We start from the raw sequence: 26,543 nt of genomic DNA, 5'->3' as shown, positions 1-26,543 counted from the left end.
TTCATCCGTAGGGACACGGCAATGCCGTGTCCTAATTTTTCCATAATTTTACCCGATAATTTCTAAACAGCATTGCAGCGAATTTCTACAATAAATCCATCGGGGTCGTAAACGTAAATTCCGCGTCCCGTCGGACGAGTAACTGGGCCGTGGTCGATGGGAACGTCGCGCGATCGCAACACCTCAACCGCCTCATCAAACAAACTCGGATCGATATCAAAAGCTAAATGATTTGCCCGGGTAAAAGGGCGAGTCGGATCGCGATCGGGCGGCGATAAATCCGGTTCGTAAAATAAATCGATAACCGTTCCATCTGGGGTGATAAAATTGCTAACTTTTCCCGATGCGACTAACTCCCGTAAAGTGCTGGGAACTTCTTCCCCTTGGAGTTCGTGCAATCCTAATATTTCACCGTAAAAATGCCGGGAGGCTTGTAAATCTTTAACATTAAAAGCAATATGGTGAACTCGTCGTAAACTTCCCGGCGCGATCGCCCGTTTTGAGCTTAGATTTTTAGATTGCATTTTTATCTCCTTTCTCTTTCAACTTGATTTTTCACTCAATTAAAATAAAAATAACTGTTGTAAAACCTGCCAGCCAGAAACAAACTGCGCGACTAGTAAAATAACGACAATTCCATTCAACGTTAAATGAACCGGACTCGCCCAAGTTCGCTGTCGAAATAATAACATGACTAACGCACTCACGGCTAAAATGAACATTAAACCTACTGCAAATAACTGATGGGGATAGTCATAAACAATACCATTGAGAACGAGTAAAGAGGAGATCGCCATACCAGCGCACCACACGATAAAGGTCATCCATAACAAAGCCATTCCCAAACGTTGGTGTTGTTGCATTAACTGAAACGTTCCGGGAACGTCGTGACCGCTTTTACCGAGTCGGGCGCGACGGTAACGCCAGCCCAAAACACCCACAGTTCCCACTAAAATCAAAAGTAAAAAACCAGCAATGGGATGCAGTAATGCCAGAGTATAACTGACGATCGCCCGGTCGAGTAAGCCTTGAATTTCCATGACTTAAAATAGTAACAATTGCCGCTTAGAATAAACTGACGGGATCGAAAAAGTTTCAAAATAAACTTAAAATTGTTCCCAGTTTTCCCCTCATCCTTTAAAATAATTAAGGGACTGGTAATTTGAGGAACTGATGGCCCGCACACCGATTCTAAAATACGATCGCGGTACGTTGACAATCCACCCGCCACCGAGAGGGAAAGCGTGGATCGATTTTGCCACGTGGGACGATCGCGTGGAAAAATATCGGATTCCGGCCATCCACTACCGCAATTTTGTAGAAGCATTGCAAGGTGAAGGTTCGGAATTTACCGACGAAGCCCGCGCCTTTGAACCCTTAGAACTGGTTCCGGCGATCGAAATGCCGCCCTATCCCCACCAAGCGGAAGCCCTCCAAGCGTGGAAAAAGGCCGGACGATGCGGGGTTGTGGTGTTACCGACGGCGGCGGGGAAGACCTACTTAGCGCAGTTGGCGATGCAGGCGACGCCGCGAACGACCCTGATTGTAGTGCCCACCCTGGACTTGATGCATCAGTGGTACGCCCATTTAGAGGCGGCATTTCCCGATGTCGAAGTCGGGTTACTCGGGGGAGGATCGCGCGATCGCACGCCGATTTTGGTGTCAACTTACGATAGTGCGGCCATTCATGCAGAATCTTTAGGGGATCGCTACGCTTTGGTCATTTTTGACGAATGTCACCACTTACCGACGGATTTTAACCGGTCGATCGCCGAATATACGATCTCGCCCTACCGCCTGGGACTGACCGCCACCCCAGAGCGATCGGACGGCAAAGAAAGCGATCTCAATGCTTTGATCGGACCGCAAGTTTATCGCAAAACTGCCGAAGAATTGGCCGGAGGCGCCCTCGCCGATCATGAAATCGTACAGATTAAAGTCAATCTTTCCCGACAAGAACGAGATCGCTACGACCGTTTAATTCAAGTTAGAAATAACTTTTTAAAATCCGCGAATATTTCCCTCGGTAGTATCAAAGGGTGGCAAAACTTCGTGATGGCTAGCGCGCGATCTCAAGGGGGAAGACGCGCCATGTTAGCTCATCGAGAAGCGAAAGAAATCGCCCTCGGAACTGACGGTAAAATTCGCGTTCTTGCCGATCTTTTAGCGCAACATCATCCCGAACGAATTTTAATTTTTACCGCCGATAATGCTACAGTTTATCGCATTTCTCAAGAATTCTTAATTCCCGCCCTGACTCATCAAACTCCAGTGAAAGAAAGACATGAAATTCTCAGACGTTTTAAAACTGGAGAATATAAAAATATTGTCGCGTCCCACGTTTTAAACGAGGGGGTGGACGTTCCCGACGCTAAAATCGCGATTCTGCTGTCTGGAACGGGTTCCGCCCGAGAATATATTCAACGACTCGGGCGAGTCTTACGCAAAGGCAGCGAAACCAACAAACAAGCTATTTTGTATGAAGTAATCGCCCAAGATACTGCCGAAGAAGGCACCTCAAAACGGCGCCGTCGCGGGACGACTGCAGCGACAGGAAAACCGAAAAAAGCCCAGAAAAGCGATCGCGGCGAATACCGTCAGTTAGAATTAATCAAAAGCGATCGCCCTTCCCCTTCTCCCTCTCCTTATGAAGTCAAAAAAGCACCGCAAAAACGGGCAGCCGAAAAAACAGAGAAATGGGAAGAAAAGCTTAACTCTCAAACAGGCGATCGCCCCGACAGCTAAGTGACTTTAAAGTTACTCGATTGATTGCCGAACGAACCAAAATTCGATATCCTAAAACTAGACTTACTCCTCTCTGAATTAACATGGTTCATCAAGAAAATATTGTTATTTCAACCAACAAAAATGGCGACATGCACGACTTGACCGATGCGGTCAATCAAATCGTCAAACAGTCCGGAATTAGAACCGGAATGGTCAATATTTTTAACGTCGGAAGTACTGCATCCGTGGGGACGATTGAATTTGAACCCGGACTCAAACGAGATTTACCAGAAATGCTCAATCGTTTGATTCCTCCCAGTCGCGACTACGGACACGAACAAACCTGGCATGATGGGAACGGACATTCTCATTTACAAGCGACTTGGTTGGGACCTTCGTTAACCGTTCCCGTCCGTAATGGCAAACTTGAATTGGGAACCTGGCAGCAAATTTTTCATCTTGAATGCGATATTAAACCCCGTCGTCGAACCATTCTCGTGACCATTTACGGCGAATAGAAATTGGCAGGAACAAGTGGGGAACAAATGAATAATCTTAATAATATTGAATTAAAATTATGTTACCGACCGACTTATTGAGTTTTCGCTATCATGGCGAAACCATTGCCCCAAAAAAGCTAGAAATCGACGATCGCAACTTAGCAACAGCCCATCAACTGATCCAATGTTTTCTAGAGGCGCAAGGTTGTACCCAAGGAGATCTAGACCGCCAATTACAAGACCTCGAAGGTGACACTCCGGACTATCGAATTAAACGGGGATTGGCACATATACTCAAAAGTAATTTAAGCACCTTTGAAGTCGTCAGTCCTCTCGAACCGCAAGAATTACGGCAGCGTGTTTTTACCCTCGCCGCTACAACCGTTCCCTGCAAAGAATCCACCGTAACGACTCTCGAAAAACTCGCCCATCAACTCTCCCAAGAGTTAAAACGAGAAGTGCTCCCCGTCGAAATTAAAGCGGGACTGTACTCAGATTTAAACGAAAATAAAATACTGACCGAGTTCGACTGTCCTACCCCAGAAGCCTTGCTACATCGCTATAATTTGTCCCAAGTTCAAGGAGTATTTTATCGGGCGACTGCTATTAAAATTACGGCCCATCGCAACGATCCGGGAGAATATAAACTTTTGTTTCGCTATTTAAAATTATTTCAATTAATGGCGTATATCGAAGGAGATGCAGACTACGGTTTTACGATTACGATTGACGGACCGACGAGTTTATTTAAACCGAGTACCCGTTACGGACTGGCGTTAGCGAAAATGTTGCCTGCTTTACTCCACGTGACTAAATGGAGTTTAGAAGCGAATTTACAAACCCGAGATCCGTTTAGTGGCAATTGGAAACAGGGACGATTTAGCCTCAATTCCGAGTGCGATTTAGTCAGTCATTATCCCCCCGGAAAAACTTATGATAGTGCGTTGGAAGAGTCTTTTGTCGATCGCTGGAATTCCACTAAAACTGAATGGAAACTCGAACGAGAAGTCGATTTAATTCCGATTCCCGGTAGCGTGATGATTCCCGATTTTCGTTTAGTTCATCCTGACGGGAGATCGATGTTATTAGAAATTGTCGGATATTGGCGTCCGGAATATTTACAGAAAAAATTCGCTCAAGTTCGCAAGTCTCAATGCGATAATCTAATTTTAGCAGTTTCGGAACGTTTGAATTTAGAAAAAGCGGGGGTTAAAGTGAAAGATGTTCCCGTTCCGATTGTTTGGTTTAAAGATAAACTTTTGCCGAAACAGGTTTTATCTGTTTTAGAATAAGCGATTGATGGATTTGGGCTGACGGAGGAATAATCTGTTTTTCTATTTATCTTTTGAAATGCACAAATTTAAATCTATAAATGCATAGGTCTAAGGGTAAAAATTCAGGCAAGATTTCTTTCTATTATATCAAAATTTTCTATAGTTTTTTAGGATTAATCGCTGGTTTTATTAATTTTGAATCTATAATAGCCTATACAGCATTTTCCTCTGCGAGGTAAGACATTTAGATCCCCCTAAATCCCCCTTAAAAAGGGGGACTTTCCTCGTTCCCCCCGAAATCCCCCCAACCATCCCCCCAACCCCCCTTTGAAAGGGGGGCGAAGGGGGGATAGGGGGCGAAGGAGGGATAGGGGGGATCGGCACTGTACCTCATCAGACGCCCGAGTGCTATAAGAGCTTAAAACGAGCAAGATAGTTTAAACCTTTGAAGGGTGATATAATATAATTTTAAAACTTATTAAAAATGATTGATGTTAAAGAAATAAACGATCCTAAAGCCCCGGAGTTTGAGGGATTTTCTAAAATTTATATCGAATCTTTCCCGCCACAAGAACGCCCGGATCTCGAAACGATCGCCCACCGCTTAACCGATCGCATCTCGCGCTTGTTTGTCGGCAAAATCGGAGATCGCGTGGTTTCGATCGCCCTTCTCTATGCTTTAAAAAATCCTAACTTTGTCTTACTCGACTTTATCGGAACCGATTCCCAATATCGCAGTCAAGGCTTGGGAACTCAAATGATGAATTATTTAGGAGAAACATTAAAATCTAGACAGATTCATCTAATCATTGAAGTCGAAGATCCGCAATATAGTAGCAATTTTAAACAAGGAGAAAGAAGAATTGAGTTTTACCGACGTTTGGGGGCGAAAATCCTGGAAAATGTGCCTTATCTCCTGGCGCCATTTGCTGGAGAAACACCCACCAAAATGAAATTAATGATCTGGCCCGATTACGGTCAGCTTTGCTTGAGTGGGTCGTTATTAACCGAATTAATTTATGATATTTATCAAAATCTCTACGATCGCGATCGCGACGATCCATTTCTCAACAGTTTTATTAACGACATTCCCGAAACGATCCAGTTAATTTAGCCAATCGGCGCGATCGCCCCCATTCCGTCGCTGTTATTTGATTAAAAAAATCTAAAATCAAAAATTAGAATGAAATTTCGTTTATCCTTCGACCGAAATACATTCAAAAACGAGGCGATCGCCGCCTGGTTATTTCTCTCTCCCGCCTTATTTTTTCTCAGTTTATTCATCTTTTGGCCGATCGCCTATCTGTTTTATCTCAGTTTAACCACGGGTAGTTTTACCGTATCGGGAACCGAATTTATCGGCTTAAAAAACTATTGGCGATTGCTGATTTCTCCCGACTTTTGGCAAGTCTTGGGGAATAGCATTTACTTCACCGTCGCCACCGTCATCCCCAGTATCGTCATTCCCCTCGCCTTAGCCGTTTTACTCGATCGCGAAATCCCCTTACGCGGCTTATTAAGAACCGCCTATTTTATTCCCTCAATTACCTCCCTCGTCGCCGTCGGATTGGGATGGCGGTGGTTATTTCAAAATGACGGCCCGGTGAATCGGTTGCTCGCCAGCGCGGGACTGACTGGCGTAGAATGGTTGAGTTCGACCACATGGGCGATGCCCGTGTTGATCCTGTTAACGGTTTGGAAACAACTCGGTTTCAATCTCGTTGTCTTTTTAGCCGGACTACAGGCCATTCCCGTACAGCGTTACGAAGCCGCCGAACTCGACGGGGCCAATGGCTGGCAAAAATTTTGGTACGTCACCCTTCCAGGGTTGCAGCCGACATTAATATTTGTCGCGGTGACGACAGCCATATTCACCCTACGCAGTTTCGAGCAAGTTTACGTGATTACGGGGGGCGGTCCGTTGAACTCGACGAACGTCCTCGTTTACTACATCTACGAGCAAGCTTTTGCCTTATTTGACTTTGGTTATGCGGCAGCCGCCGCTACCGTTTTACTGGCAATCGCCTTAATTTTGGTTTATTTTCAGGTGACCAGTTGGGGTCAAAACGATTGAGATCGCGATCGCCCGAGATGGGGTGTAGAGGCTAAACCCCTTTAATTCCGTTCATTTAATCCCGTTCAACCTTGCTGTTTTGGAGTGAATGGCGACTCGTGCGCCATCAGCAATCAATCATGAATGTCCATTGGGTTTACCGGGCGATCGCCGCATCCATAGGAGCCATTACCCCTGTTTTGACCTCCAGCAGTGCGATCGCCGCATCCGCCGCCAGATCGGCCCCCATCGCCCAGGAGGAGCGCCAACTCGCTCAAAGCTTCGCCGAAGACCTCCCCGCAGACGTAGCCACCTTGGTAAAAGACAACAACGCTTTTGCCCTCGATCTCTACCATCACCTGCGTCAGCAACCGGGAAACCTGTTTATCGCCCCTTACAGCTTATCGAGATCCTTCGCCATGACCTATGCCGGGGCGCGGGGTCAGACGGCGGCAGAAATCGCCAAAGTCCTGCACTTGAGCTTACCGGAACCACGAGTCCACGAAGCCTTTGCCTCCCTCGTCGTCATTCTGCCTCACCAAACCGAAGGCATCCCGCGTCTCGAATCGATCGATCGCCTGTGGGGACAGGAAAATTACCCATTTCAAGACCCCTTCGTAGAAACGATCGCCCGACATTACCAAGCCTCCCTCGCCCGCATCGACTTTGCCAAGCAGCCCGAACTTGCCCGAGAAACCATCAACCAATGGATTGCCGAACGCAGCAACGGTAGAATTCAGAACCTTTTACGCCCCAAAGATATCGGCGCCAACACCCGGCTGATTTTAACCAACACAGTTTACTTTAAAGCCCAGTGGTTTTCGCCCTTTTCCCCTCAACGAACCGAATCCGCCCCGTTTGCGATCGCCCCGGGACAGACCGTACCCGTCCCGATGATGTACCAACTGATGAACCCGACCAGTATCGTCGAATATGACGACCTGACCCTGCTCGATCTGCCCTATCGCGATACCACCATTTCCACCGTCGTCTTACTACCGACTCAGACCGCCGAACTCCAACGAGTCGAAGCCCAAATTACCCCCGAAAACCTCCAACGATGGTTTTCCGATCTCGATCGCCATTGGTCCACAGAACAGCCCCTCAGCGCCCACATCTGGTTACCGAAATTTGAACTGCAATCGAAACTGGATCTGAGTCAAGTCCTCTCCAGCCTGGGAATGCCGAGTGCGTTTAGTAAATCTGCCGATTTTTCCGGGATCGACAACAGCCGCGATCTCTATCTCTCCGCCGCCATCCAGCAAACCTTTATCACCGTCAACGAACAGGGAACGGAAGCATCCGCCAGCAGTGCAGTCGCTAGCGGCGTGCGCGGCGCCCAAAACTCGACCCTGGAGTTTCGGGCCGATCGCCCCTTCATCTTCCTGATTCGCGACAATACCTCGGGAAGTCTCTTATTCATCGGGCGCCTGGTCAACCCCGGGGAGCTTTCGCCATAAAGCCTTACCGCACCTGTAATTGCGAAAGACGCTCCGATAAGCTAGTCTTTCTGTGAATCTCCACAAAGGTAAAAAATTGGTGGTCAATCGCACGTCTTTATCGATCCTCTCCGCGATCGCCCTGCTGCCTGGGGTGGCCGTCGCTCAAACCCCTACCGTGGAGACTCCTACCCCCGCCATACCGACCGTTGCCGAAGTCTTGCCCGCACAGATCGGCGGGCTGGTACTCCTCAATGGGGATGCTAGGGTCTGGGACGGCTTAAAACGGTTTGTGGGTCTACCGCCCACCTTTGTCGGCCCGGGATTTTTGCCTTACCTCCCCAATAGCGTCGATTTTGCCGCCACGATTCAACCCGCGTTAGGGGATTGGGTCGCCATTGCCCTGATGCCGCCGAGTACCCCGGAAAGCGTCGCCACGTTTGAAGAATCGCCCTTAATGCTGGCTCCCCTCACCGAGACGATCGCGATCGAAGAGATCGTCGATCGCATCGCCAGCACTCGGGAAAGCGCCGTTACCCGCCGAGAATACCAAGGGGTGACCCTGTTCGAGTGGCCCGAAGAAGAACTCGCGATCGACGAACCGACGCCCTCAGAAGCCCCGGGGGAAGCGGAATTGAACCCCGCCCCCTTCAAATCCTCGGGAGCGGCGAAATCTCCGATTCTCAAGCAGTTGTTGCCCTTTGCCGGGGCGAAGGGGCTCCAATGGCCGATCGCCCAAGCCGAACCGGAACCCGCCCCCTTTCCCGAAGAACAGTTTCCCGAAGCCGATTTTCCCGAAGAAGACTTTCCCGAACCGCCGCCACCGATCGTTCCCCCTCTGGCGATCGCCGTCAGTGACGGGTATCTCGTCGCCGCTCCCGGCGCCGCTCCCATCGAACGCTGGCTCGACACTCGCCAAACCGGACAGCCCAAACTCGCCGACGATGCCCGTTTCCAACGCACGATCGCCCGACCGGAGTTTGCGCGATCGTTGTTGGTCGGCTACACCGACACCGATTTCCTGCAACGCTTCAGCCTCGCCGAAGTCCCGGAACTCCCTCCGATCCCCCTTCCCTTACCCCTGCCAATGCCCGGTTCTCAAGGGTTTAACAACGCCCTCGATCTCACTGCCGACACTTACGAGGCGATCGATTTTGCCTTCTGGATCGATAACAACGGCTTGCGGGCGCGATCGACCACCGCCTACCGCACGCCCCAACCGGAAAACGCCTCGCCGCCCTCCCTCGCCGCCCTTCCCTCCCGTCTTCCCGCCTCCACCTATCTCGCCTTGACCAGTCGCGGTTTTGATGGCTTGTGGAATGCGATCGTTCCCCAACCCTCGGCGGACCCGGAAGCAATGCCCAATTGGGGAACCCAATTTCGCGCTGCCGTGCGTCAAGCCCTCAATTTAGACTTAGACGAGGATATTATTCGCTGGATGGACGGCGAATATGGGCTGTTTTTCTTCCCCAGCAAACGCGGCTTGTTTCCGGCGGTCGATCCCCGCTTGCCGTTCGGGATCGGGTTGATGGTCGAGACCAGCGATCGCCCCGCCGCCGAGAGCTTCTTTAGCACCCTGGAAAGCTACATTAGAGACGTCTCTCAAGACGCCGTCGCGATCCATACCCGCCAGATCGACACCCGTGGGGTTACCCACTGGCAAGTCACCAACGAGGAAACAGGAGAAGTGCTAAGCGCACTCTCTTACGGCTGGTTGGACGACAACCTCCTGCTCGTCACCACCGGGATCGGCCCGATGGAAGAACTTAATCCCAAACCGTATTTATCCTTAGAAGATTCCTACACGTTTCAGACCGCAACTCAACCGTTTCCTCAGCCCAACGACGGCTATTTTTACCTCAATGTCGGCTCGACTTTAGCCTTCGTTAATAATTTGTTTCCTCAAAATCAAGAAGGAATTAATCCCGCCTTTTTTATCACGCAAATTTTAGGCAATATTCGCAGTTTGAGCCTATCGACTTCGGGAAGCGAGAGCGCCAAACAAGCGGACTTTTTCCTCGTGATTTCCCCGCGTCAGTGAAACTTTTCTAAAAGTTAGAGGGCGATCGCCTACGAGTCCAGGCGATCGCTCTTTTTTGTCTTGATATTTTTTGCCTTGGGAATAAAAGAGAACGGGGAACTTTTAAAGAAATTGAACCGTCCCGGTTGTCGTCAATTCTCAGCCATTTTTCACCTAGAAATGGCGCGGCGCGATCGCCTCCCCGGATCCCGAGCGGTTCGGTAAAAGGGCTTTCTCGTCAGCCGGGGCGATCGCCCGCCATCGCTACCCATGTAACGATTTCGGCGGCGATCGCTCTAAAATTCAATCCCCAATGGTACTATCGAAGCGCGATCGAAGCGCGATCGAAGGTCAACGGCGCGATCGTTCCGACCCCGAGCCGCCTTCCTCTCCCTCTCCCCTATAGATTTCCGTGAATCTTCGTAGGGGGGAACGCCAAAATCGCAATCTTTTCTTCAGAAAAGTTTCCTACGGTATACTCTAGTCTGAAAGCAGTCAAGATCGTCAAACCAATCGATCTGAGTTTTGTATCAGGAGTAAAGGTATGTCTTTTCCTTCTCGGTTCGATCTCGGTGAAACCATCCGCAAAACAAGCCGGATTTTAAAAAGTGCCAGTCAAAAGTATTTCTCTATTTTACTGGCACTTGTTTTAGTGAGTTCGACAGTCTTTTTCTTCCATACCCCGTCCGCCCTCGCTGCCGATGAAATCTTATTGATTTATGGCAGCTCCAGCGAAAATGTCACCTTAAACGAATTAGAAAGTTTTGCACGCACCGGAGAAGAACCCGACGTGTTCCGTACCCGCTTGGGGGTCACCGACCAAGACGCGAGCGACCTGCGGACCTTGTTAAATCAAGAAATTCCCGTCACTCGCGATTTTCTCGAAAGAATCCTCCAAAGTTCGATCGGTCAATACGTCCTCTCTCGCATCGAACCCGTCATCGGTCAACAAGGATTGCGCGAAGATGTCGAAGACGTCACCGAAGCCTTGTTACGAGCGGCTGACGACGGCACCATCGAACTGCTCGAAGTCATGCGTTACTACCCCGTCGATCGCATCTCCGTCAACGGTCCGCTCCTCGCCGAAGCTTACAATAAAATCAGCTTCATCGCCGAAGATGTCCGACCCGTGATCGAAGTCGTCAGCAACTTCATGTACGACCTCGTTTGTGAAGGCGATTTTGCTTCTGATTTTGACGCCCCCAGTCTCGAAGCCTTCAGTCGCGCTTCGACCTCGAACTTGGCGTGGCCCAACTAATCGCGCCGAACCCCATCGGGTCGGGAGTTCTCGGGGGTCGCTCCCCCAGATCCTGGCTCTCGACGGGGTGCGCTCGGTTCTCTTCTCTCTTGGAGAACTGAGCCAAGATCCATCGTCGAACGGGAGTAATAAATATGAAATTTCGTCTTCCTTTACGGCTGAACGTTCGTCAGGGGTTGACACGATTTGCTCAACGATGGTTTAAGTGGGTGGCGCTGGCTCTGGCCGTATTTTTGGCCACCACCTCCGTGGTCGTCCTCAACACGACCCCCACGGTCGCCCAACAGAAAGTCGTCGAGAAAGTCACTCTGACTTACGGTCCGCAACGCTTGAGTATTCCAGTCAGCGATCTCGAAATGTTCGCCACGACTGGAGAGCGATCGAATGTGGTCAATTTCATTATTAACGTCACCGACCAAGAACCGGAACTGTTCCGCAATGTCTTGACCACACAAATTCCCGCGAATTTGGGCATCTTAGACGATTCGCTCAACTTCATCCTCGGGGAATTAGTGCTTTATGAAATCGGTCAGGTAATTCACCCGCCATCGCGGCGATTGGTGATCGAAGCCCTGCGCGCGAGTATCGTCAATTCTGCCAGCGATGACAGTCAAGTTTCCCTGCTCGAAGTCATTCAAAACTTTCCGGCCCAAGAATTAATTATCGAAGGTCGGCAGTTGAATAAGGCTTACGGTCAAGTACGCTTTTTAGTCGAAGGCGTCGAAACGGGCGTCCAGTTCCTGCGAGACGAGTTAGGAGATTTGATTTGCTAACCCCCGGGTTAGTGCACTCGCCTCCTCGATGAGGCGCTCCACGGTCGTCGTGGATTGCCTGTTGCATCTTTCCTAGAGTAGAGACGTAACCCGAGTGCGTCTCTACTCTTGTTTTTGTGCGTTTTCCCTCACTGTAATTCTTCGGGATCGATACCCATTTGGCGCAATCGTTCGGCGAGGCGGTCGGCGCGCTGGCGTTCGCTTTCGGCGCGCTGGCGTTCGCTTTCGGCGCGCTGGCGTTCGCTTTCGGCGCGCTGGCGTTCGCTTTCTAATGCCTGTCGGGTGCGATCGAGTTGTGCTTGTACTTCGGCGTAACTGCTAAATGGTTCGCCATTGGCGCGATCGAGTTTTAACTCGGTCTCCGTCCACTCGAAGCGGATTTGCAGGCGCGGACTGACCCATGTTTCGATATTGTCGATCGCCTCCAACCGCCCCTCCCGCCGCAACCAACCGCTCAAGTCGTGGCGATCGGGATCGTAAAGATAATATTCTTCCACGCCGTAGCGATCGTAAAACAGTAGTTTTTTATCCATTTCCTTCTGGCGATTCCCGGGAGAACGGATCTCAAAGACCACTTGCGGGGCGATATTCTCTTCTTGCCATTGCAAATACGACCCGCGATCGCCTTTCGGTCGTCCGAACGCCACCATCACATCCGGTGCTTGGCGAATTTTCGGCTGACCTTCAACCGGATACCACAATAAATCGCTGGCGACAAACACGTTGGGATCGTTTGCAAACTGCCACTCGATATTAAAGTGAATGACCGTAATCCAGCGAAACTGTTGGGTATTGTCGGCCATCGGCTGACCGTCACGCTCGGGATAAACAACTGGCGAGTGGATGTGGGTTTCGGACGGGGCTACCATGGCCAGATTTCCTCAATTCGCCACTCAAATTTTATCTTAACTCTTCTTTCCCAGGTTAAAGTTTAAACCAGCCAACCTTTCCCCCGCTCGCTCTCGTTGTCGTCCTTGCGTCGATTGGCTCGGCCTCAGTACGATTTAGACTTTTTTATCGATCCTCTCTCTATTCTTTTCCATTGTTTTTGCCATCGCAATTCTGAATCAATCTCAATTCGGTTTTCAATCATGCCTACCGTTTATGTCAATCCTTATATCGGTCGCGATCGCGCTTCCGGAAGCGAAGCCGACCCCCTCAAAACGATCGCAGAAGCTTTGCAAAAAGCGACGGCGGGAACGACGGTGCAACTCGCCAGCGCCACTTACAGCAGCAACAACGGCGAAAAATTTCCCCTCATGGTTCCCTCTGGGGTCAAACTGGTCGGTAACGAAGCAAAAAAAGGCAACGGCTATTTAATTTCTGGGAGTGGCGAATATATCAGCCCTTCGTTCGCCCGCCAAAATATCGCCGTTCGTCTCGACGAGGGGGCCGAACTGTGCGGCGTGTCGGTGACGAACTCCGCCAGTCGCGGAACCGCCGTCTGGGTGGAATCGACTTCGCCGCGCATCGCCAACAATACCTTTGCCAGTTCGGCCCGGGAAGGGGTGTTTATTACGGGAACGGCGAAGGCGATCGTCGTCAATAATGTTTTTTCCGGGAACTCGGCCAACGGCATTTCTTGCACGCGCAATGCAAAAGGCGAAATTCGCGGCAATGTTTTTCAAAAAACGGGTTACGGGATGACCGTGGGGGACAACAGCGCGCCGCTTATTTCGGGGAATAAATTTATTGAAAATCGCTGCGGTTTGGTGATTTCTGGCGACGCACGCCCGGTGCTGCGGAAAAACTACATTAAAAATAACGCCCAAGATGGGATTACCGTAATTGCGAAAGCACTGCCAGATTTGGGGACGAGCGAAAATCCCGGCGAGAATATCATTCTCGACAATGGCGGCTACGATTTGCAAAGTACGAGCAATCAAACGATTATTTCCGTGGGTAACCAACTCAACCCGGCGAAGGTGAAAGGGACGGTGGAATTTGTCACCAGTGAGGTTCCCCTCCCGAATCCGAACCCGTCGGAAACGCCCCCCGTGAGTCCGCCCGCGAGTCCGCCGCCGGAGTCGGAACCGCCGTCTTCTACGCCGCCGCCCGTCCGGACGACGTTAACGGACATTCGGGGACATTGGGCCGCCGGGTTTATTCAAGCGATGGTCGATCGCCAATGGATTAGCGGTTTTCCCGACAATACCTTTAAACCGGATGAAAGTTTGACCCGGGCGCAATATGCGGCGATCGTCGCCAAGGCGTTTGACGAACGTTTCGAGCGCGAGGCGAGCCAATTTTCGGATATTAATGCGGATTTCTGGGCGTTTGAGGCGATCGTCAAGGCGAATCGCATGGGTTTTCTCTCGGGCTTTCCGAACGGGACATTTCGCCCGAACGATAAGTTAACCCGGGTGCAGGCGTTTGTCTCTCTGGTGAATGGGGCCAATTTACGGGACGGCAACACCAATTTGCTGGGATATTACCGCGATCGCGCCCAAATCCCCAGCTATGCTACGGAAATTCTGGCGATCGCCACCCATAACGGTCTGGTGGTGAACTATCCCGAACTGACCGAACTCAACCCCATGCGCGAAATTACCCGCGCCGAAGTCGCCGCCGTTATCTATCAAACCTTAGTCGCTAAAGGTCAAGCTGAGGCGATCGCCTCCCCCTACATCGTCGCCGCCAGTGGCTTGATTCCCGAACCGTTGAGCGATATTCAAGGCCACTGGGCGCAGTCGTTTATCGTCGAATTGGTCAATCGCGGCATCCTCAACGGCTTCCCCGACGGCACGTTCAAGCCACAAGCGCCGATGACTCGGGTACAATATGCCGCCCTCCTCAGCAAAGCCTTCGATCCCTCGCCCAAACGGGAATCGGCGAATTTTCAAGATGTCCCGGATACCTATTGGGGCTATTTACCGATTCAAAAAGCCTATCGCGGCGGTTTCCTCTCCGGTTATACTGCCGATACGTTCAAGCCGAATGAAAACGTCCAACGGATTCAGATCGTTCTGTCCTTAGTCAACGGTTTGGGCTTGTCCGGCGGCGATTCGGGGTCTCTGTATAAATTCGTCGATAAAGACGAGATCCATCAATATGCCCGGGATGCGGTGGTCACCGCCGTTCGCCACCGCCTGATCGTCAACTATCCCAATCAAGAACAACTCGAACCCCGACAACAGGCAACCCGCGCCGAGGTGGCGGCCATGGTTTATCAGGCGTTGGTCGCGACGGGTCAGGTGGCGGCGATCGACTCTCCTTATATCGTTTCGGCTTAGAGCGCTTTCCATCTGATTTCACATCAAAAAACCGGGCCTTTAACCCGGTTTTTCCCTTGAATCGTCAAGTTAGAGTCCGAATTCGTTCAAGTGCCAATTCGGAGTAATTCCACATCGAAAACTAAGGTGGCGTTGGGAGGGATGACCCCACCCGCACCGCGATCGCCGTAAGCGAGTTCCGGTGGGATCACCAATTCTCGTTGTCCGCCCACTTTCATCGTCGCAATCCCTTCGTCCCATCCTTTAATCACTCGTCCGACACCGAGTTTGAACGAGAACGGTTGGGAGCGATCGCGGGAACTGTCGAATTTCGTCCCATCTTCCAAGCGCCCGGTGTAGTGAACGATCACCGTATCCCCCGGCTGGGGACTGGCTCCGGTTCCTTCGACGATATCTTTATACTTCAAACCTGAAGGAGTGGTTTCGTACTCCCCGGATGTTTCCCCCGATGTTTCCGTTGCACTCGTCTCGGCGCGGGCGATTTGGGTTGGGGCCATCAAGCGCTCGGCGAGTTTCGAGGGTTTCGGTTGTACGACCTCGGTTTGGGGTTGGGTGGGTTCCGTTTCTCCGGCGATCGCCTCGCCACCGCGATCGGTAAGTTGAGCGACCACCAGCACGACGATGCACGCCAGCATGACGCCCAAACTGATTAAAATTTCTCGCAAAATCAGTCCTCCTCTATAGCCTCAACGTCTCTGCGATTTCCTAGTCTCTCATCAATGGTCGCGCGATCGCATCCCGATCGCCGATCTAACGCCATAACTTATTTTCTAAATCCCGAATTTGGCGCTCCAAACGATCCAAACGCCCGCGCAATTCGTCCATTTCCGCCTGTCGGGGAACGCCGATATCCTGCATGACATTGCGCATCTGCCTTTCTAAATGCGCTTCAAAATTGCCCTGTTCCGCCTTCATCTGCTTCATCAGGTCGTCTACGAAGGTATTGGCTTGTTCCGGATTGAGTTTGCCCTCTTTCACCCATTGGTCGCTGACTTCCCGCAGTTTTTCGGCAACTAGCGAGGTGGTACCCACCCCAATCATTAATAACTGCTTGATTAGATTATTGCTATCCACGGTCTTTTTCCTCTATAGCGATTCTGAGAAGGCCACAACTTCGCAGGCGTACCGCAGGGGCGTCCTACTCAAATTATTGTGACCTACGGTTCTATTCTTTGACAAAACTCGCCGAGCTACTAGGGGGAATTCCCGTTCGCTCGATTCCGGTCGGGGCGATCGCGCTCTCCAATCCCGATCGCTCCCCCTCGCCTACCGTCGAACCCCTTTGCTAAAAACCCAACTATTGCCGCCCTCCCAGGCTGCCCCCTACAATCTAAAATCTACAATCTAAAATCTCAAATCTAACACCGCTCTCCCCCATGACCGATCCATCGATCCTGTTTTGGCACCGTCGCGACCTGCGCCTGGGCGACAATCTCGGACTGGCGAAAGCGCGCGATCGCAGCGCCAAAGTGGTCGGCGTCTTTTGTCTCGACCCGCAAATTTTGCAAGCTGACGATATCGCCCCCGCCCGGGTAAAATACCTGCTCGGCTGTTTGCAAGATTTACAAAAAAGTTACACCCGCGCCGGGAGTGAGTTACTGATTCTCCACGCCAATCCCGACCAAGGAATCCCCAAATTAGCCTCGGCATTGGGGGCGCGGGCCGTCTATTGGAATCTCGATGTCGAACCGTATTCCCAACAGCGCGATCGCGCCGTCCGCACTGCTTTAGAAAGGGACAAGATCGAAGTTTACACCTTCTGGGATCAACTGCTGCACGAACCCGACGCCATTCGCACCTCCACGGATAAACCCTATACGGTTTACACTCCCTTTTGGAAAAACTGGGCCAAACGAGACAAAGCCGAACCCGTTCCCGCGTTAGACGGGGCGATCGCCTTGAGCGAGAGTGAGAGACAACGCGCCCGCAACGCCGGGGTTCGCGAGTTACCGGAGTTAGCCGAACTGGGATTGACCTGGGACGCCGATTTGCTGCTCGAACCGGGAGAAAACGCCGCCCGCGAACAATTGGAATGGTTTTGCGATCGCCCCATCTTCGACTACGACGAACAGCGCAACTTTCCCGCCCAAAACGGCACCTCTTCTCTGAGTGCGGCGCTTAAATTCGGGGCGATCGGCATTCGCACCGTCTGGGCCGCCACCGTAGAAGCTGAGGGACGTTGTCGCAGCGACGAAGCCCGCCAAGGGGTCGAAACCTGGCGCAAAGAACTCGCCTGGCGGGAATTTTATCAACAGGTCATGTATCATTTCCCGGAACTGGCCGAAGGGCCCTATCGCGATCGCTGGAAAGACTTTCCCTGGGAAAATAACGAAGCCCATTTTCAAGCCTGGTGCGAAGGACGCACGGGTTATCCGATCGTCGATGCCGCCATGCGCCAACTCAACGCAACCGGATGGATGCACAATCGCTGTCGGATGATCGTCGCCAGTTTTTTAACCAAGGATTTGATCGTCGATTGGCGCAAGGGCGAAAAATATTTCATGCAAAAACTGTTCGACGGCGATTTATCGGCCAACAATGGCGGTTGGCAGTGGAGTGCTTCGAGTGGCATGGATCCGAAACCGTTACGCATTTTCAATCCATCGAGTCAGGCGCAAAAATACGATCCGGAGGCCGAGTACATTCGTCAATGGGTTCCCGAATTAGCTTCGGTGGATACGGAGTGCTTGATTTCCGGCAAGATTTCCCCGTTAGAACGGGAAGCGTGCGGTTATCCACAGGCGATCGTCGATCGCAAAGTGCAAGTGAAGCGGTTTAAGGCGATTTATGCAGAAGTGAAACGTTAGAAAATGGGGGATTTTAGATTTTAGATTGAATTTGACGGGATGAAAATCTGGTGAAGCGGGCAAGATACCCGCTTTCACGAGTCTAATAGACTTGCTGAATCCACTCCCATTCCTGCCGCAATCCTTCGGCGAGAGAGACTTTGGGCTGATAGCCGATCGCCTTGTGGGCTTTAGACACGTCGGCCCCGGTATGGCGGGCATCGCCGATCGCCGAAGCTTGATAATCCCGTCGGATCGGACGACCGACCACTTGTTCCATCGTCTCGATCACTTGGATCAGAGACACCCGACTGCCGCCGCCGATATTAAACACTTCCCCGATCGCTTCCGGGGAACTCGCGGCGGCTAAATTAGCGGCGATCGCGTCGCTGACAAAGGTAAAGTCGCGGGTTTGTTTTCCGTCCCCGTAGATGGCGATCGCCTCGTCTTCGAGAACGGCTTTAAAAAACTTGTGAAAGGCCATATCCGGGCGCTGTCGCGGTCCGTAGACGGTGAAATAGCGCAATCCCGACACGGGAACCCCAAAGTTTTTATAGTAAAGCAAGCACAATTGTTCGGCGGCGAGTTTGGTGATCCCGTAGGGGGAAACGGGTTGCGGGCAAGTTTTCTCGCTGGTCGGCAAGGTTTCTGCATTGCCGTACACCGAGGAGGAAGAAGCGAAAACGAGCCGTTGCAAGCTTTTCGAGCTTTTGGCCGCTTCGAGAATTATTTGGGTGGCGTCGAGATTGCGGGCGGTATAGGAGCGAAATCCCTGTCCCCAACTGGCCCGGACTCCGGCTTGGGCGGCTTGATGGTAGACGAAATCGGTACCCTTTAAGAGGGCGTTCCAATCTAAATCGCGAATGTCGGCTTCGATCAGCTCGAAGTTGGGGCGATCGCGGAAACTTTCGATATTTTTGCGTTTGAAGCTCGGATCGTAATAGTCGTTGAATTCATCGATACCGATCGTGCGATCGCCGCGATCGAGTAAGGTTTCGGCGAGATGAGATCCCACAAAGCCAGCAACACCAGTAACAATATTTTGAGTCATGACTGAACCGCAAAATTAATAAGTGAAATCAAAACAACTCGATCGCGATCTCCCCGACCCTGGGGGCGAGGCGATCGACTCCCATCGAACGCGCGATCTTTTTCTAACATAGAGTTACAATTTAGCTTGCAAAAAAAGCGCCCGCCTCCCTCTAATCGGCGGTTGGGCGTACCGAGTTCGACGAGCGTGAGGAAAAGTAGCATACTGTGAAGGTTTTAGTGGTTGGCAATGGGGGTCGGGAACATGCCCTGGCCTGGAAACTCTTACAATCGGACAAGATCGAGGGCGTCGTCTGCGTTCCCGGAAACGGCGGCACGGCTTCGATGGAAGGCTGTGAGAATGTTAAATTAGCGGTCGATGATTTCCACGGCATTAAAGAAGTGGCCTTAAATCACGAGATTGCCTTCGTGGTCATCGGACCGGAAGTTCCCCTCGCGATCGGACTGGCGGACTATTTGAAACAGCAGAACATTCGCGTTTTCGGTCCGACTCAAACAGGCGCCCAATTGGAATCGAGCAAGTCGTGGGCGAAAGGGTTTATGAAAGATATTGGCATTCCTACGGCACAATGGGGTGTCTTTACCGAGGACGAAAAAACCGCCGCTTTCGAGTTTGTCGATCGCTACGGCGCGCCGATCGTGGTCAAAGCGGACGGCTTGGCGGCGGGGAAAGGCGTGACGGTCGCGGCGACGGTGGAAGAAGCGAAAGCGGCGATCGTGGCGGCGTTTGGCGGTCAATTCGGTATGGCGGGGGAATGCGTCGTCGTCGAGGAGTTTTTACACGGACAGGAAGCCTCGGTATTGGCGATTACGGACGGGGAAACGATTCGCCCGTTGTTACCCGCCCAAGATCACAAGGCGATCGGGGAAGGAGACACCGGACCGAATACGGGGGGGATGGGGGTGTACGCCCCGGCGCCCGTAGTGACGGATGAAATGATGGCGCGGGTCGAAACGGAGGTGTTGCAACGGGCGATCGCCGGATTGAAAGAACGGGGAATCGACTATTGCGGGATTCTCTACGCCGGATTGATGATTTCTCCCGAGGGAGAGGTGAATGTGTTGGAATTTAACTGCCGTTTTGGCGATCCGGAAACTCAAGCGATCTTGCCGTTGTTGGAGACGCCGTTAGACGAGTTGATGTTGGCGTGTATGGAGAAGCGATTGGCCGATTTTCCGCCTTTGCGCTGGAAATCCGGGGCCTCTGCTTGCGTGGTGATGGCGTCGGGCGGTTATCCCGGGTCTTACGAAAATGGTAAAACCATTGCGGGACTCGATCGCGCCACCGAGGCGGGGGCGATCGTCTTCCACGCCGGAACTGAGCTCAAGGCGGGAGAGTTGGTCACGGCTGGCGGTCGGGTGTTGGGGGTCAGCGCGATCGCCGATAATTTCGACAATGCGTTCGCCAAAGCCTATCACGCGGTAGACTGTATCGATTTCGAGGGCGCCTACTACCGCCGCGACATCGGACACCGAGTCAGAACGATGTAAACAGGCCGAACTTGACGGGTGGGAGGTTCTCTATAGAAGGAGGCGCAAAAATTGTTCGCCCTTCCATCGGGACAGTCCTCTAATTTATGCGCGATCGCTGCCATCCTGGAAACGAGCGAGATCTGACCATCCGCAATGGGGGAAGCCTCCCGGATCTCCCCGATCTTGATAAACTGGCAATAGCAGCGTCCGGCGATCGCCCGCGCCTGCGTTCTCGCCTTCGTGTTATTGCTGTCATCCCTAAAAATCTACCTTGCTGGCTCTCATTCACAAGATCGGAGAAATTATCGCCCGTTGGTGGTCGGAGTTCACTCTCCAAACCCGCTTGATGGCGGCGGCGACTTTGGTCGTCTCCTTAATTATGAGCGGCTTGACCTTCTGGGCGGTCAACACCATTCAACAGGACGCCCGCCTCAACGATACCCGCTTCGGTCGGGACTTGGGTCTGCTGTTAGCGGCGAATGTCGCCCCCCTCGTCGCCGAAGATAACTTGACTGAAGTCGCCCGCTTTTCCCACCGTTTCTACAGCAGCACGACGAGCATCCGCTACATGCTCTACGCCGACGCAGAAGGGAAAATCTTCCTCGGGATTCCCTTCTCGGAATCGGAAGTGCAGAATTCCCTGACTATCCAACGGCGCATCCAGTTACCGGAAGCGGCGACGAGCAATTTCGAGCTGCCGATGGTGCGCCAACACCAAACCCCAGACGGCGAAGTCACCGATGTTTTCGTCCCCCTGATTCACGAAGGGGCCTATCTCGGGGTCTTGGCGATCGGCATTAACCCCAATCCCACGGTGGTCACCTCTTCTAACCTCACCCGAGACGTGACGATCGCCGTTTTTGTCTCCATCTGGGTCATGGTGATCTTAGGCGCCGTCTTCAACGCCCTGACCATCACCAAACCGATTAAAGAACTCCTCCTCGGCGTTAAAAATATTGCCGCCGGAAACTTCAAACAGCGCATCGACCTTCCCCTCGAAGGGGAACTGGGGGAATTAATTTGCAGCTTTAACGAAATGGCGGAACGTTTGGAGCGCTACGAAGAACAAAATATCGAAGAACTCACCGCCGAAAAAGCCAAACTCGAAACTCTCGTTTCAACGATCGCCGACGGCGCCGTTTTACTCGATACTTCCCTTCAAGTCGTCTTGGTCAATCCCACCGCCCGCCGCATTTTCGGGTGGGAAGGGAAAAACGTCGTTTCTGAAAATGTCCTCGACTACCTCCCCACCCCGGTGGTGGCGGAACTGACCAGCCCACTGTACGAAATTGCCGCCGGAAATGCCCTCACCGGGGGCTATCCCGCCTCGGACAACGCTACTCCCTCGGGAGATTACGCCGGACGCGAAGGTGGCGAATTCCGCATTACCCTCACCGAACCGAATCGCCGCACGGTCCGCATTTTGCTGACTACGGTTCTACTGCACAAGTCCCCGGGAAACGAGCCGTTATGCAGTAGCTGTACCTACAATCTCGACGATACCTGTACGTTCCCGGAACGCCCGGAAGCGAAGGAATGCACCCTCTACCACGACAGTTCCAAACCCAATTTGGCGGAACAATATCGGGAAAGCCTCAAGGGAATTGCGATGACCGTGCAAGATATTACCCGGGAGGTGGAACTCAACGAAGCGAAAAGTCAGTTTATCAGCAACGTGTCTCACGAGTTGAGAACGCCCCTGTTTAATATCAAGTCATTTATCGAAACCCTGCACGAATACGGCGAAGACCTCAGCGCCGACGAGCGATCGGAGTTTCTCGAAACCGCCAACCGCGAAACCGATCGCCTCACCCGCCTCGTCAACGACGTTCTCGACCTCTCGCGCTTGGAATCGTGCCGGGTGTACCACTTCGAGGCGGTCGATATCGCCCAACCGATCGAGCAAACCTTACGAACCTACCAGCTCAATGCTAAAGATAAGGGCATCGAACTGATCCAAGATATCGAGTCCGACCTGCCCCCCGTGGTGGGCAATTACGATCTTTTATTGCAAGTCTTCGCAAATTTGGTAGGGAATGCCCTCAAATTTACGGAAACGGGCGGCAAAGTAGCGCTTCGCGCCTATTTACTCGACACGGGCGATCGCGTTCACGGTCGCTGGGAACGGGAACACTGGATCCCCAATCCCCGATGTTCCCTGACCCCGGAAGGCGGCGACACTCCGGAACGGGTCCGCATCGAAGTCGGGGATACGGGAATCGGAATCGATATCGAAGATCAAGAAATTATTTTCGATCGCTTCTCCCGGGTCGAAAACCGCGTGCATACTCTCGAAGGAACGGGGTTGGGATTGTCCATCGTTAAAAATATTATCGAAAAACACCATACCCAAGTCTATTTAGTCAGCGAGGTCAGCGTAGGGACAACCTTCTGGTTCGATTTGGCGGTCTATCGCGAACCGGACAAAACTCAGCAAGAACCAGGCGATCGTGTTCCGGCGATCTCTTCTGGAGAAGAAACGCCGACCCCAGTCAGCTAACGCCAAAATCCGGAAATCGGGAGTCTCGAACCGATGCAAATCCTCATCGTCGAAGATGAAGCGGAAATCGCTCAAATTATCCGCCGGGCCCTGGAAGCAGAGGGGTTCACCTGTGAAACCTGTCGCGACGGTCTGGCGGCGTTGCAAATTTTCCAAGCGCAAAAACCGGATTTAATCGTTCTCGATTTAATGTTACCCGGTCTCGACGGACTCGAAGTCTGCGCCCGCATCCGCCAGCAACCCGGACCGAAAGACCCCTACATCCTCATGTTGACCGCCCGAGGTGAGGAAATCGATCGCGTCATCGGTTTATCTACAGGCGCCGATGATTATCTCGTCAAACCCTTCAGCCGTCGGGAGTTGGTCGCCCGCGTCCGCGCCCTGTTGCGGCGCAGTTTGCGTCAAGGCGGTCAAAGTCAGCTCTATCAAACCCGTCATTTTACCGTCGATCTCGATCGCCGCAGCGCCACACGCCACGTCTCGGACGAGGAATCGCAACCGTTAGATTTAACGGCGTTAGAGTTTAATTTATTAAGTACGTTTTTGAGTTATCCCGGGCGGGTGTGGACGCGATCGCAACTAATCGAAAAACTCTGGGGTGACGACTTTTTTGGAGACGAACGAGTGGTCGATACTCATGTAGCGAGATTACGCAAAAAAATCGAACCCGACCCCGCGAATCCGACGTTTATTAAAACGGCGATCGGTGTCGGTTATAAATTTGAAGACGAAACCTGAACTATTCCCAATTCCCTCAATAACTCAATCTAAAAGCTAAAAGCTAAAAGCTAAAATCCCTCATGGGTTTGCGATCGCGCTTATTTTTCTCTCATTTACTCGTCCTAGTCGTCGGTATTGGCAGTCTCGTCATTACCGGGAAACTCTCATCGCCGCGCTTATTCGTGATTCATCTCGAACAACTCGAAGGACGCGGATTTAACTTGCGCTACGTCCGAACTTCCCTCGTCGATGTCTTTGAAACAGCCTGGAATCGAGGCACCTTTTGGTCTGTAGTTGTCGGGACTTCCGGCGCAGGAATTTTGAGCTATTGGCTGGCCCAACGCATCGTACAACCATTAACGCAAATGGAAAAAATTACCCAAAAATTTGCGGCGGGAAACCTCGAAGAACGAATGCCAAATAGCGAGATTCCCGAACTGAATCGCTTTAGTACCAGCTTCAATCGCATGGCGGCGAGTTTGCAAGATGTCGAACAGCGACGCCGAGAATTAATCGGCGATCTCACTCACGAATTGCGAACCCCATTAACGATCGTGCGCGGTAATTTAGAAGAACTCGAAGACGGAACCCTGGTGCCGAATCCGGAAGTTTATCACCGTTTGGTCAAGGAAACTCGCCGTTTAGAACGCTTAGTCAACGATTTACAAGAACTTTCTAAAGCAGAAGCTGGATATCTCCCCATCGATATTCAACGCCTCAATGTTCGTCCCCTGTTAGAAAATTTAGTGGCAAAATTTGCCGACCAACTGCTCGAAAACGGACCGCAACTCGTGTTAGACTGTCCCTCACCATTGCCGTTGGTCTTGGCGGACGGCGATCGTCTCGAACAGGTTTTAGTGAATTTATTGGGAAATGCCTTGCGCCATACGGCGTCTGGGTCGATTACCGTGCGCGCCTGGGGCGATCGGCGATCGTTATGGATCGAAGTGAGCGATACCGGAAGCGGAATTGCTCCTGAAGATTTACCTCACGTTTTCGATCGCTTCTGGCGCGCCAAAGGCGGACGCGGTACCGGAACGGGAATCGGTCTGGCCATTTCGCGCCGTTTGGTCGAGTTACAAGGCGGTCAAATCCAGGTTAAAAGTCAGCTAGGGGAAGGAACGACCTTCCGATTTTCTCTCCCATTGGCTTAGAAGGGACGAATCATGGTTTTGTTCTCACTTATTTTGTGTCTAAATCATTCCCTTCGCTACCGCCAAAAATAGCCCCTCTGTTGACAAGATCTTGCCGTTGGGTCTCACTTAAGCCGATCCCCGCCCCAAAATGACAGCCGAAAACGATCGCCTCCGTCCAAATGGTTTCATTGAGGGTTGCACCGGATAAATTAGCATCGGTTAAGTTTGCTCGTGTAAAGTTGGCAAACAATAAATCAGCTTCAATTAATCGAGTTTTGGTCAAATTGGCACCGCTTAAATTGCCGCGAATCAAGTTGGTGCGATCGAGGGTTAAACCGGATAGATCGGTATGAGAAAGATCGGGAAATTTAACCCGTTTGCGACCTTTAAAAAAGCGCTTTACACAAGCAATATTTGTCTCAGTTTTTGGCATTTCAATTAAAAAGTCATATCGCGCTAAACCGAGCTGTTTTAGGGTTTGCCAGCGCCGTTCTGGGGGACTTTCGAGGAAGGCGATCGCGCTAGGAAATGCGGGAGATGCAGAAGTTATCGTCATGGCGGATAAAATATAGCGTTTTTCAAGACAGTGAAATAGAACTCGGATCCCCCTAAATCCCCCTTGAAAAGGGGGACTTGACTTTATTAGACTCCCCCCTTTCTAAGGGGGGTTGGGGGGGATGGTTCATAAAATGGATCGTATCTCGAAATATTAAGATAACCAGTGGGATAAATCCCGTTCGATTAATGCTTGCAATTTTAGAATATCTTCGCGGTACAGATCGCGCAGTCGTTGGCGATGTTCTTCAGAGAGTTGTGGCTTTTTGTTCTCTGTATTGAGCGCGAGTAATTTAGATTTGAGCGATCGCAGTCCTTCCCGGAGTTTGAACGGAAATAGTCGTTTTAGGATCGGTAAAATGGGTGCGGCGATTGTTTCTGAATTTCGCAAAACTCGATTGAGTTTTTTCGATTTGGGAACTTGCGACACTTGTGCTTTTTTCGTCGTATCTGGAATAAAATTAGGATCGACTTCAAGAAAACGGTACAGTTCCTGCATAAATTCGATCGTGTTCTTTCTTAGATCGTCGTGAAGAAAGACTTTAATTTGTTCGGAAGGGAAGCGATCGCGGTAATGTTGCAACTGTTCGGCGTAAAAGCCTTTACGAATAATAAAAGAACTGGGAGAATTGAGGCGATCGTCTAAAGTTTTATCGTCGATCGCATCGCGAATATGCATTAAATGGTCGGAATAGGCGCGATCGATAGGATTGCGTAGAATTAAAATAAGTTTGGCATTTGGGGTATATTTTAAAATGCGATCGGCTGCGGTTTCGTAGAGAAAATGACAGTTTGGCGAAGTCGTTCCGATCGCGGTTTCCGTCGTCACGTCGCGAAACTGGTCTTCAAAAGATTCTAAAGTCAATACTTTCTTATATTTTATGTCCGGCGCGATCGCCTCTACATCCCAATTTTTTTCTAAAAAGCTCGTTTCTTTAACTGGGCTCATATAGATTTGAGGATGTTGTTTCAAATAGTCGTAAATTGAGGTTGTCGCTGCTTTCTGGACGCCGATAATAATAAAGTTGGGTAAAGTCATCTTTTTT

General features: G+C 51.4%; 24 protein-coding genes. 16 read left to right on the top strand and 8 right to left on the bottom strand.

Features of this window, described 5'->3' with window-relative positions; genetic code table 11:
* Positions 1-62: 62 nt before the first annotated feature.
* Positions 63-524: a VOC family protein gene (locus tag HCG48_RS18725; protein ID WP_168570514.1), complete on the bottom strand. Its 462-nt coding sequence runs from the start codon at positions 522-524 to the stop codon at positions 63-65.
* A 39-nt stretch (positions 525-563) separates the two neighbouring features.
* Entirely contained in the window at positions 564-1,040 is a 477-nt protein-coding gene (locus HCG48_RS18720) for a DUF4079 domain-containing protein (protein ID WP_168570513.1), read from the bottom strand.
* A 133-nt stretch (positions 1,041-1,173) separates the two neighbouring features.
* Between HCG48_RS18720 and HCG48_RS18715 the strand changes: the two genes are divergently transcribed.
* The 10 genes from HCG48_RS18715 (at position 1,174) to HCG48_RS18670 (ending at position 12,044) form a co-directional block, all read left to right on the top strand.
* The gene (locus HCG48_RS18715; RefSeq protein ID WP_168570512.1) at positions 1,174-2,745 is read left to right on the top strand and encodes a DEAD/DEAH box helicase; all 1,572 of its coding nucleotides are present in this window, start codon (positions 1,174-1,176) and stop codon (positions 2,743-2,745) included.
* An 83-nt stretch (positions 2,746-2,828) separates the two neighbouring features.
* Positions 2,829-3,245, top strand: a complete 417-nt coding sequence (locus HCG48_RS18710) for a secondary thiamine-phosphate synthase enzyme YjbQ (protein ID WP_168570511.1) — start codon at positions 2,829-2,831, stop codon at positions 3,243-3,245.
* Between the two features lie 59 nt (positions 3,246-3,304).
* The gene (locus HCG48_RS18705; protein ID WP_168570510.1) at positions 3,305-4,519 is read left to right on the top strand and encodes a DUF790 family protein; all 1,215 of its coding nucleotides are present in this window, start codon (positions 3,305-3,307) and stop codon (positions 4,517-4,519) included.
* A 466-nt stretch (positions 4,520-4,985) separates the two neighbouring features.
* Entirely contained in the window at positions 4,986-5,615 is a 630-nt protein-coding gene (locus tag HCG48_RS18700) for a GNAT family N-acetyltransferase (RefSeq protein WP_168570509.1), read from the top strand.
* Between the two features lie 69 nt (positions 5,616-5,684).
* Positions 5,685-6,575 (top strand): carbohydrate ABC transporter permease, encoded by an 891-nt coding sequence (locus tag HCG48_RS18695; protein ID WP_168570508.1) that lies wholly within the window; start codon positions 5,685-5,687, stop codon positions 6,573-6,575.
* A gap of 119 nt (positions 6,576-6,694) precedes the next feature.
* Entirely contained in the window at positions 6,695-8,014 is a 1,320-nt protein-coding gene (locus HCG48_RS18690) for a serpin family protein (protein WP_168570507.1), read from the top strand.
* Positions 8,015-8,066: 52 nt separating this feature from the next.
* A complete protein-coding gene (locus tag HCG48_RS18685) occupies positions 8,067-10,034 on the top strand; it encodes a DUF3352 domain-containing protein (protein ID WP_168570506.1) in 1,968 nt (655 codons plus the stop codon).
* A 125-nt stretch (positions 10,035-10,159) separates the two neighbouring features.
* Positions 10,160-10,429, top strand: coding sequence for a hypothetical protein (locus HCG48_RS18680; RefSeq protein ID WP_168570505.1), 270 nt, complete (start codon positions 10,160-10,162; stop codon positions 10,427-10,429).
* Between the two features lie 128 nt (positions 10,430-10,557).
* Positions 10,558-11,271, top strand: coding sequence for an alpha/beta hydrolase (locus tag HCG48_RS18675; RefSeq protein WP_168570504.1), 714 nt, complete (start codon positions 10,558-10,560; stop codon positions 11,269-11,271).
* Positions 11,272-11,405: 134 nt separating this feature from the next.
* Entirely contained in the window at positions 11,406-12,044 is a 639-nt protein-coding gene (locus tag HCG48_RS18670; protein WP_168570503.1) for an alpha/beta hydrolase, read from the top strand.
* 128 nt (positions 12,045-12,172) lie between these two features.
* Here the strand turns inward: HCG48_RS18670 and HCG48_RS18665 are convergent, their stop codons facing one another.
* Entirely contained in the window at positions 12,173-12,913 is a 741-nt protein-coding gene (locus tag HCG48_RS18665) for a Uma2 family endonuclease (protein WP_168570502.1), read from the bottom strand.
* 222 nt (positions 12,914-13,135) lie between these two features.
* On the opposite strand from HCG48_RS18665, the gene HCG48_RS18660 reads away from it, so the two are divergent.
* Complete coding sequence (locus HCG48_RS18660) at positions 13,136-15,277, top strand: S-layer homology domain-containing protein (RefSeq protein ID WP_168570501.1); 2,142 nt, start codon at positions 13,136-13,138, stop codon at positions 15,275-15,277.
* An 86-nt stretch (positions 15,278-15,363) separates the two neighbouring features.
* Here HCG48_RS18660 and HCG48_RS18655 read toward each other — a convergent pair whose 3' ends face one another.
* Positions 15,364-15,942 (bottom strand): FKBP-type peptidyl-prolyl cis-trans isomerase, encoded by a 579-nt coding sequence (locus tag HCG48_RS18655; protein WP_168570500.1) that lies wholly within the window; start codon positions 15,940-15,942, stop codon positions 15,364-15,366.
* A gap of 85 nt (positions 15,943-16,027) precedes the next feature.
* On the bottom strand, positions 16,028-16,351 hold the full coding sequence (locus HCG48_RS18650) for a phasin family protein (protein ID WP_168570499.1): 324 nt from the start codon (positions 16,349-16,351) through the stop codon (positions 16,028-16,030).
* Between the two features lie 302 nt (positions 16,352-16,653).
* Between HCG48_RS18650 and HCG48_RS18645 the strand changes: the two genes are divergently transcribed.
* A complete protein-coding gene (locus HCG48_RS18645) occupies positions 16,654-18,084 on the top strand; it encodes an FAD-binding domain-containing protein (RefSeq protein ID WP_168570498.1) in 1,431 nt (476 codons plus the stop codon).
* A gap of 82 nt (positions 18,085-18,166) precedes the next feature.
* On the opposite strand, the gene HCG48_RS18640 is transcribed toward HCG48_RS18645, so the two are convergent.
* Positions 18,167-19,114: an NAD-dependent epimerase/dehydratase family protein gene (locus HCG48_RS18640; protein WP_168570497.1), complete on the bottom strand. Its 948-nt coding sequence runs from the start codon at positions 19,112-19,114 to the stop codon at positions 18,167-18,169.
* A 206-nt stretch (positions 19,115-19,320) separates the two neighbouring features.
* Between HCG48_RS18640 and purD the strand changes: the two genes are divergently transcribed.
* From purD to HCG48_RS18620, 4 genes are all read left to right on the top strand, one after another.
* Complete coding sequence (gene purD, locus HCG48_RS18635; RefSeq protein WP_168570496.1) at positions 19,321-20,604, top strand: phosphoribosylamine--glycine ligase; 1,284 nt, start codon at positions 19,321-19,323, stop codon at positions 20,602-20,604.
* Between the two features lie 253 nt (positions 20,605-20,857).
* Entirely contained in the window at positions 20,858-23,086 is a 2,229-nt protein-coding gene (locus tag HCG48_RS18630) for an ATP-binding protein (RefSeq protein WP_168570495.1), read from the top strand.
* 33 nt (positions 23,087-23,119) lie between these two features.
* A complete protein-coding gene (locus HCG48_RS18625; protein ID WP_168570494.1) occupies positions 23,120-23,824 on the top strand; it encodes a response regulator transcription factor in 705 nt (234 codons plus the stop codon).
* A 62-nt stretch (positions 23,825-23,886) separates the two neighbouring features.
* Positions 23,887-24,960: a sensor histidine kinase gene (locus HCG48_RS18620; protein WP_168570493.1), complete on the top strand. Its 1,074-nt coding sequence runs from the start codon at positions 23,887-23,889 to the stop codon at positions 24,958-24,960.
* Positions 24,961-24,988: 28 nt separating this feature from the next.
* Here HCG48_RS18620 and HCG48_RS18615 read toward each other — a convergent pair whose 3' ends face one another.
* Positions 24,989-25,498: a pentapeptide repeat-containing protein gene (locus HCG48_RS18615; RefSeq protein ID WP_168570492.1), complete on the bottom strand. Its 510-nt coding sequence runs from the start codon at positions 25,496-25,498 to the stop codon at positions 24,989-24,991.
* A 153-nt stretch (positions 25,499-25,651) separates the two neighbouring features.
* The gene (locus HCG48_RS18610; protein WP_168570491.1) at positions 25,652-26,536 is read right to left on the bottom strand and encodes a sulfotransferase family protein; all 885 of its coding nucleotides are present in this window, start codon (positions 26,534-26,536) and stop codon (positions 25,652-25,654) included.
* Positions 26,537-26,543: the final 7 nt, after the last annotated feature.

The organism is Oxynema aestuarii AP17 (genome assembly GCF_012295525.1).
Taxonomy (GTDB): Bacteria; Cyanobacteriota; Cyanobacteriia; order Cyanobacteriales; family Laspinemataceae; genus Oxynema; species Oxynema aestuarii.
This window is presented reverse-complemented; position numbering and strand designations above follow the sequence as displayed.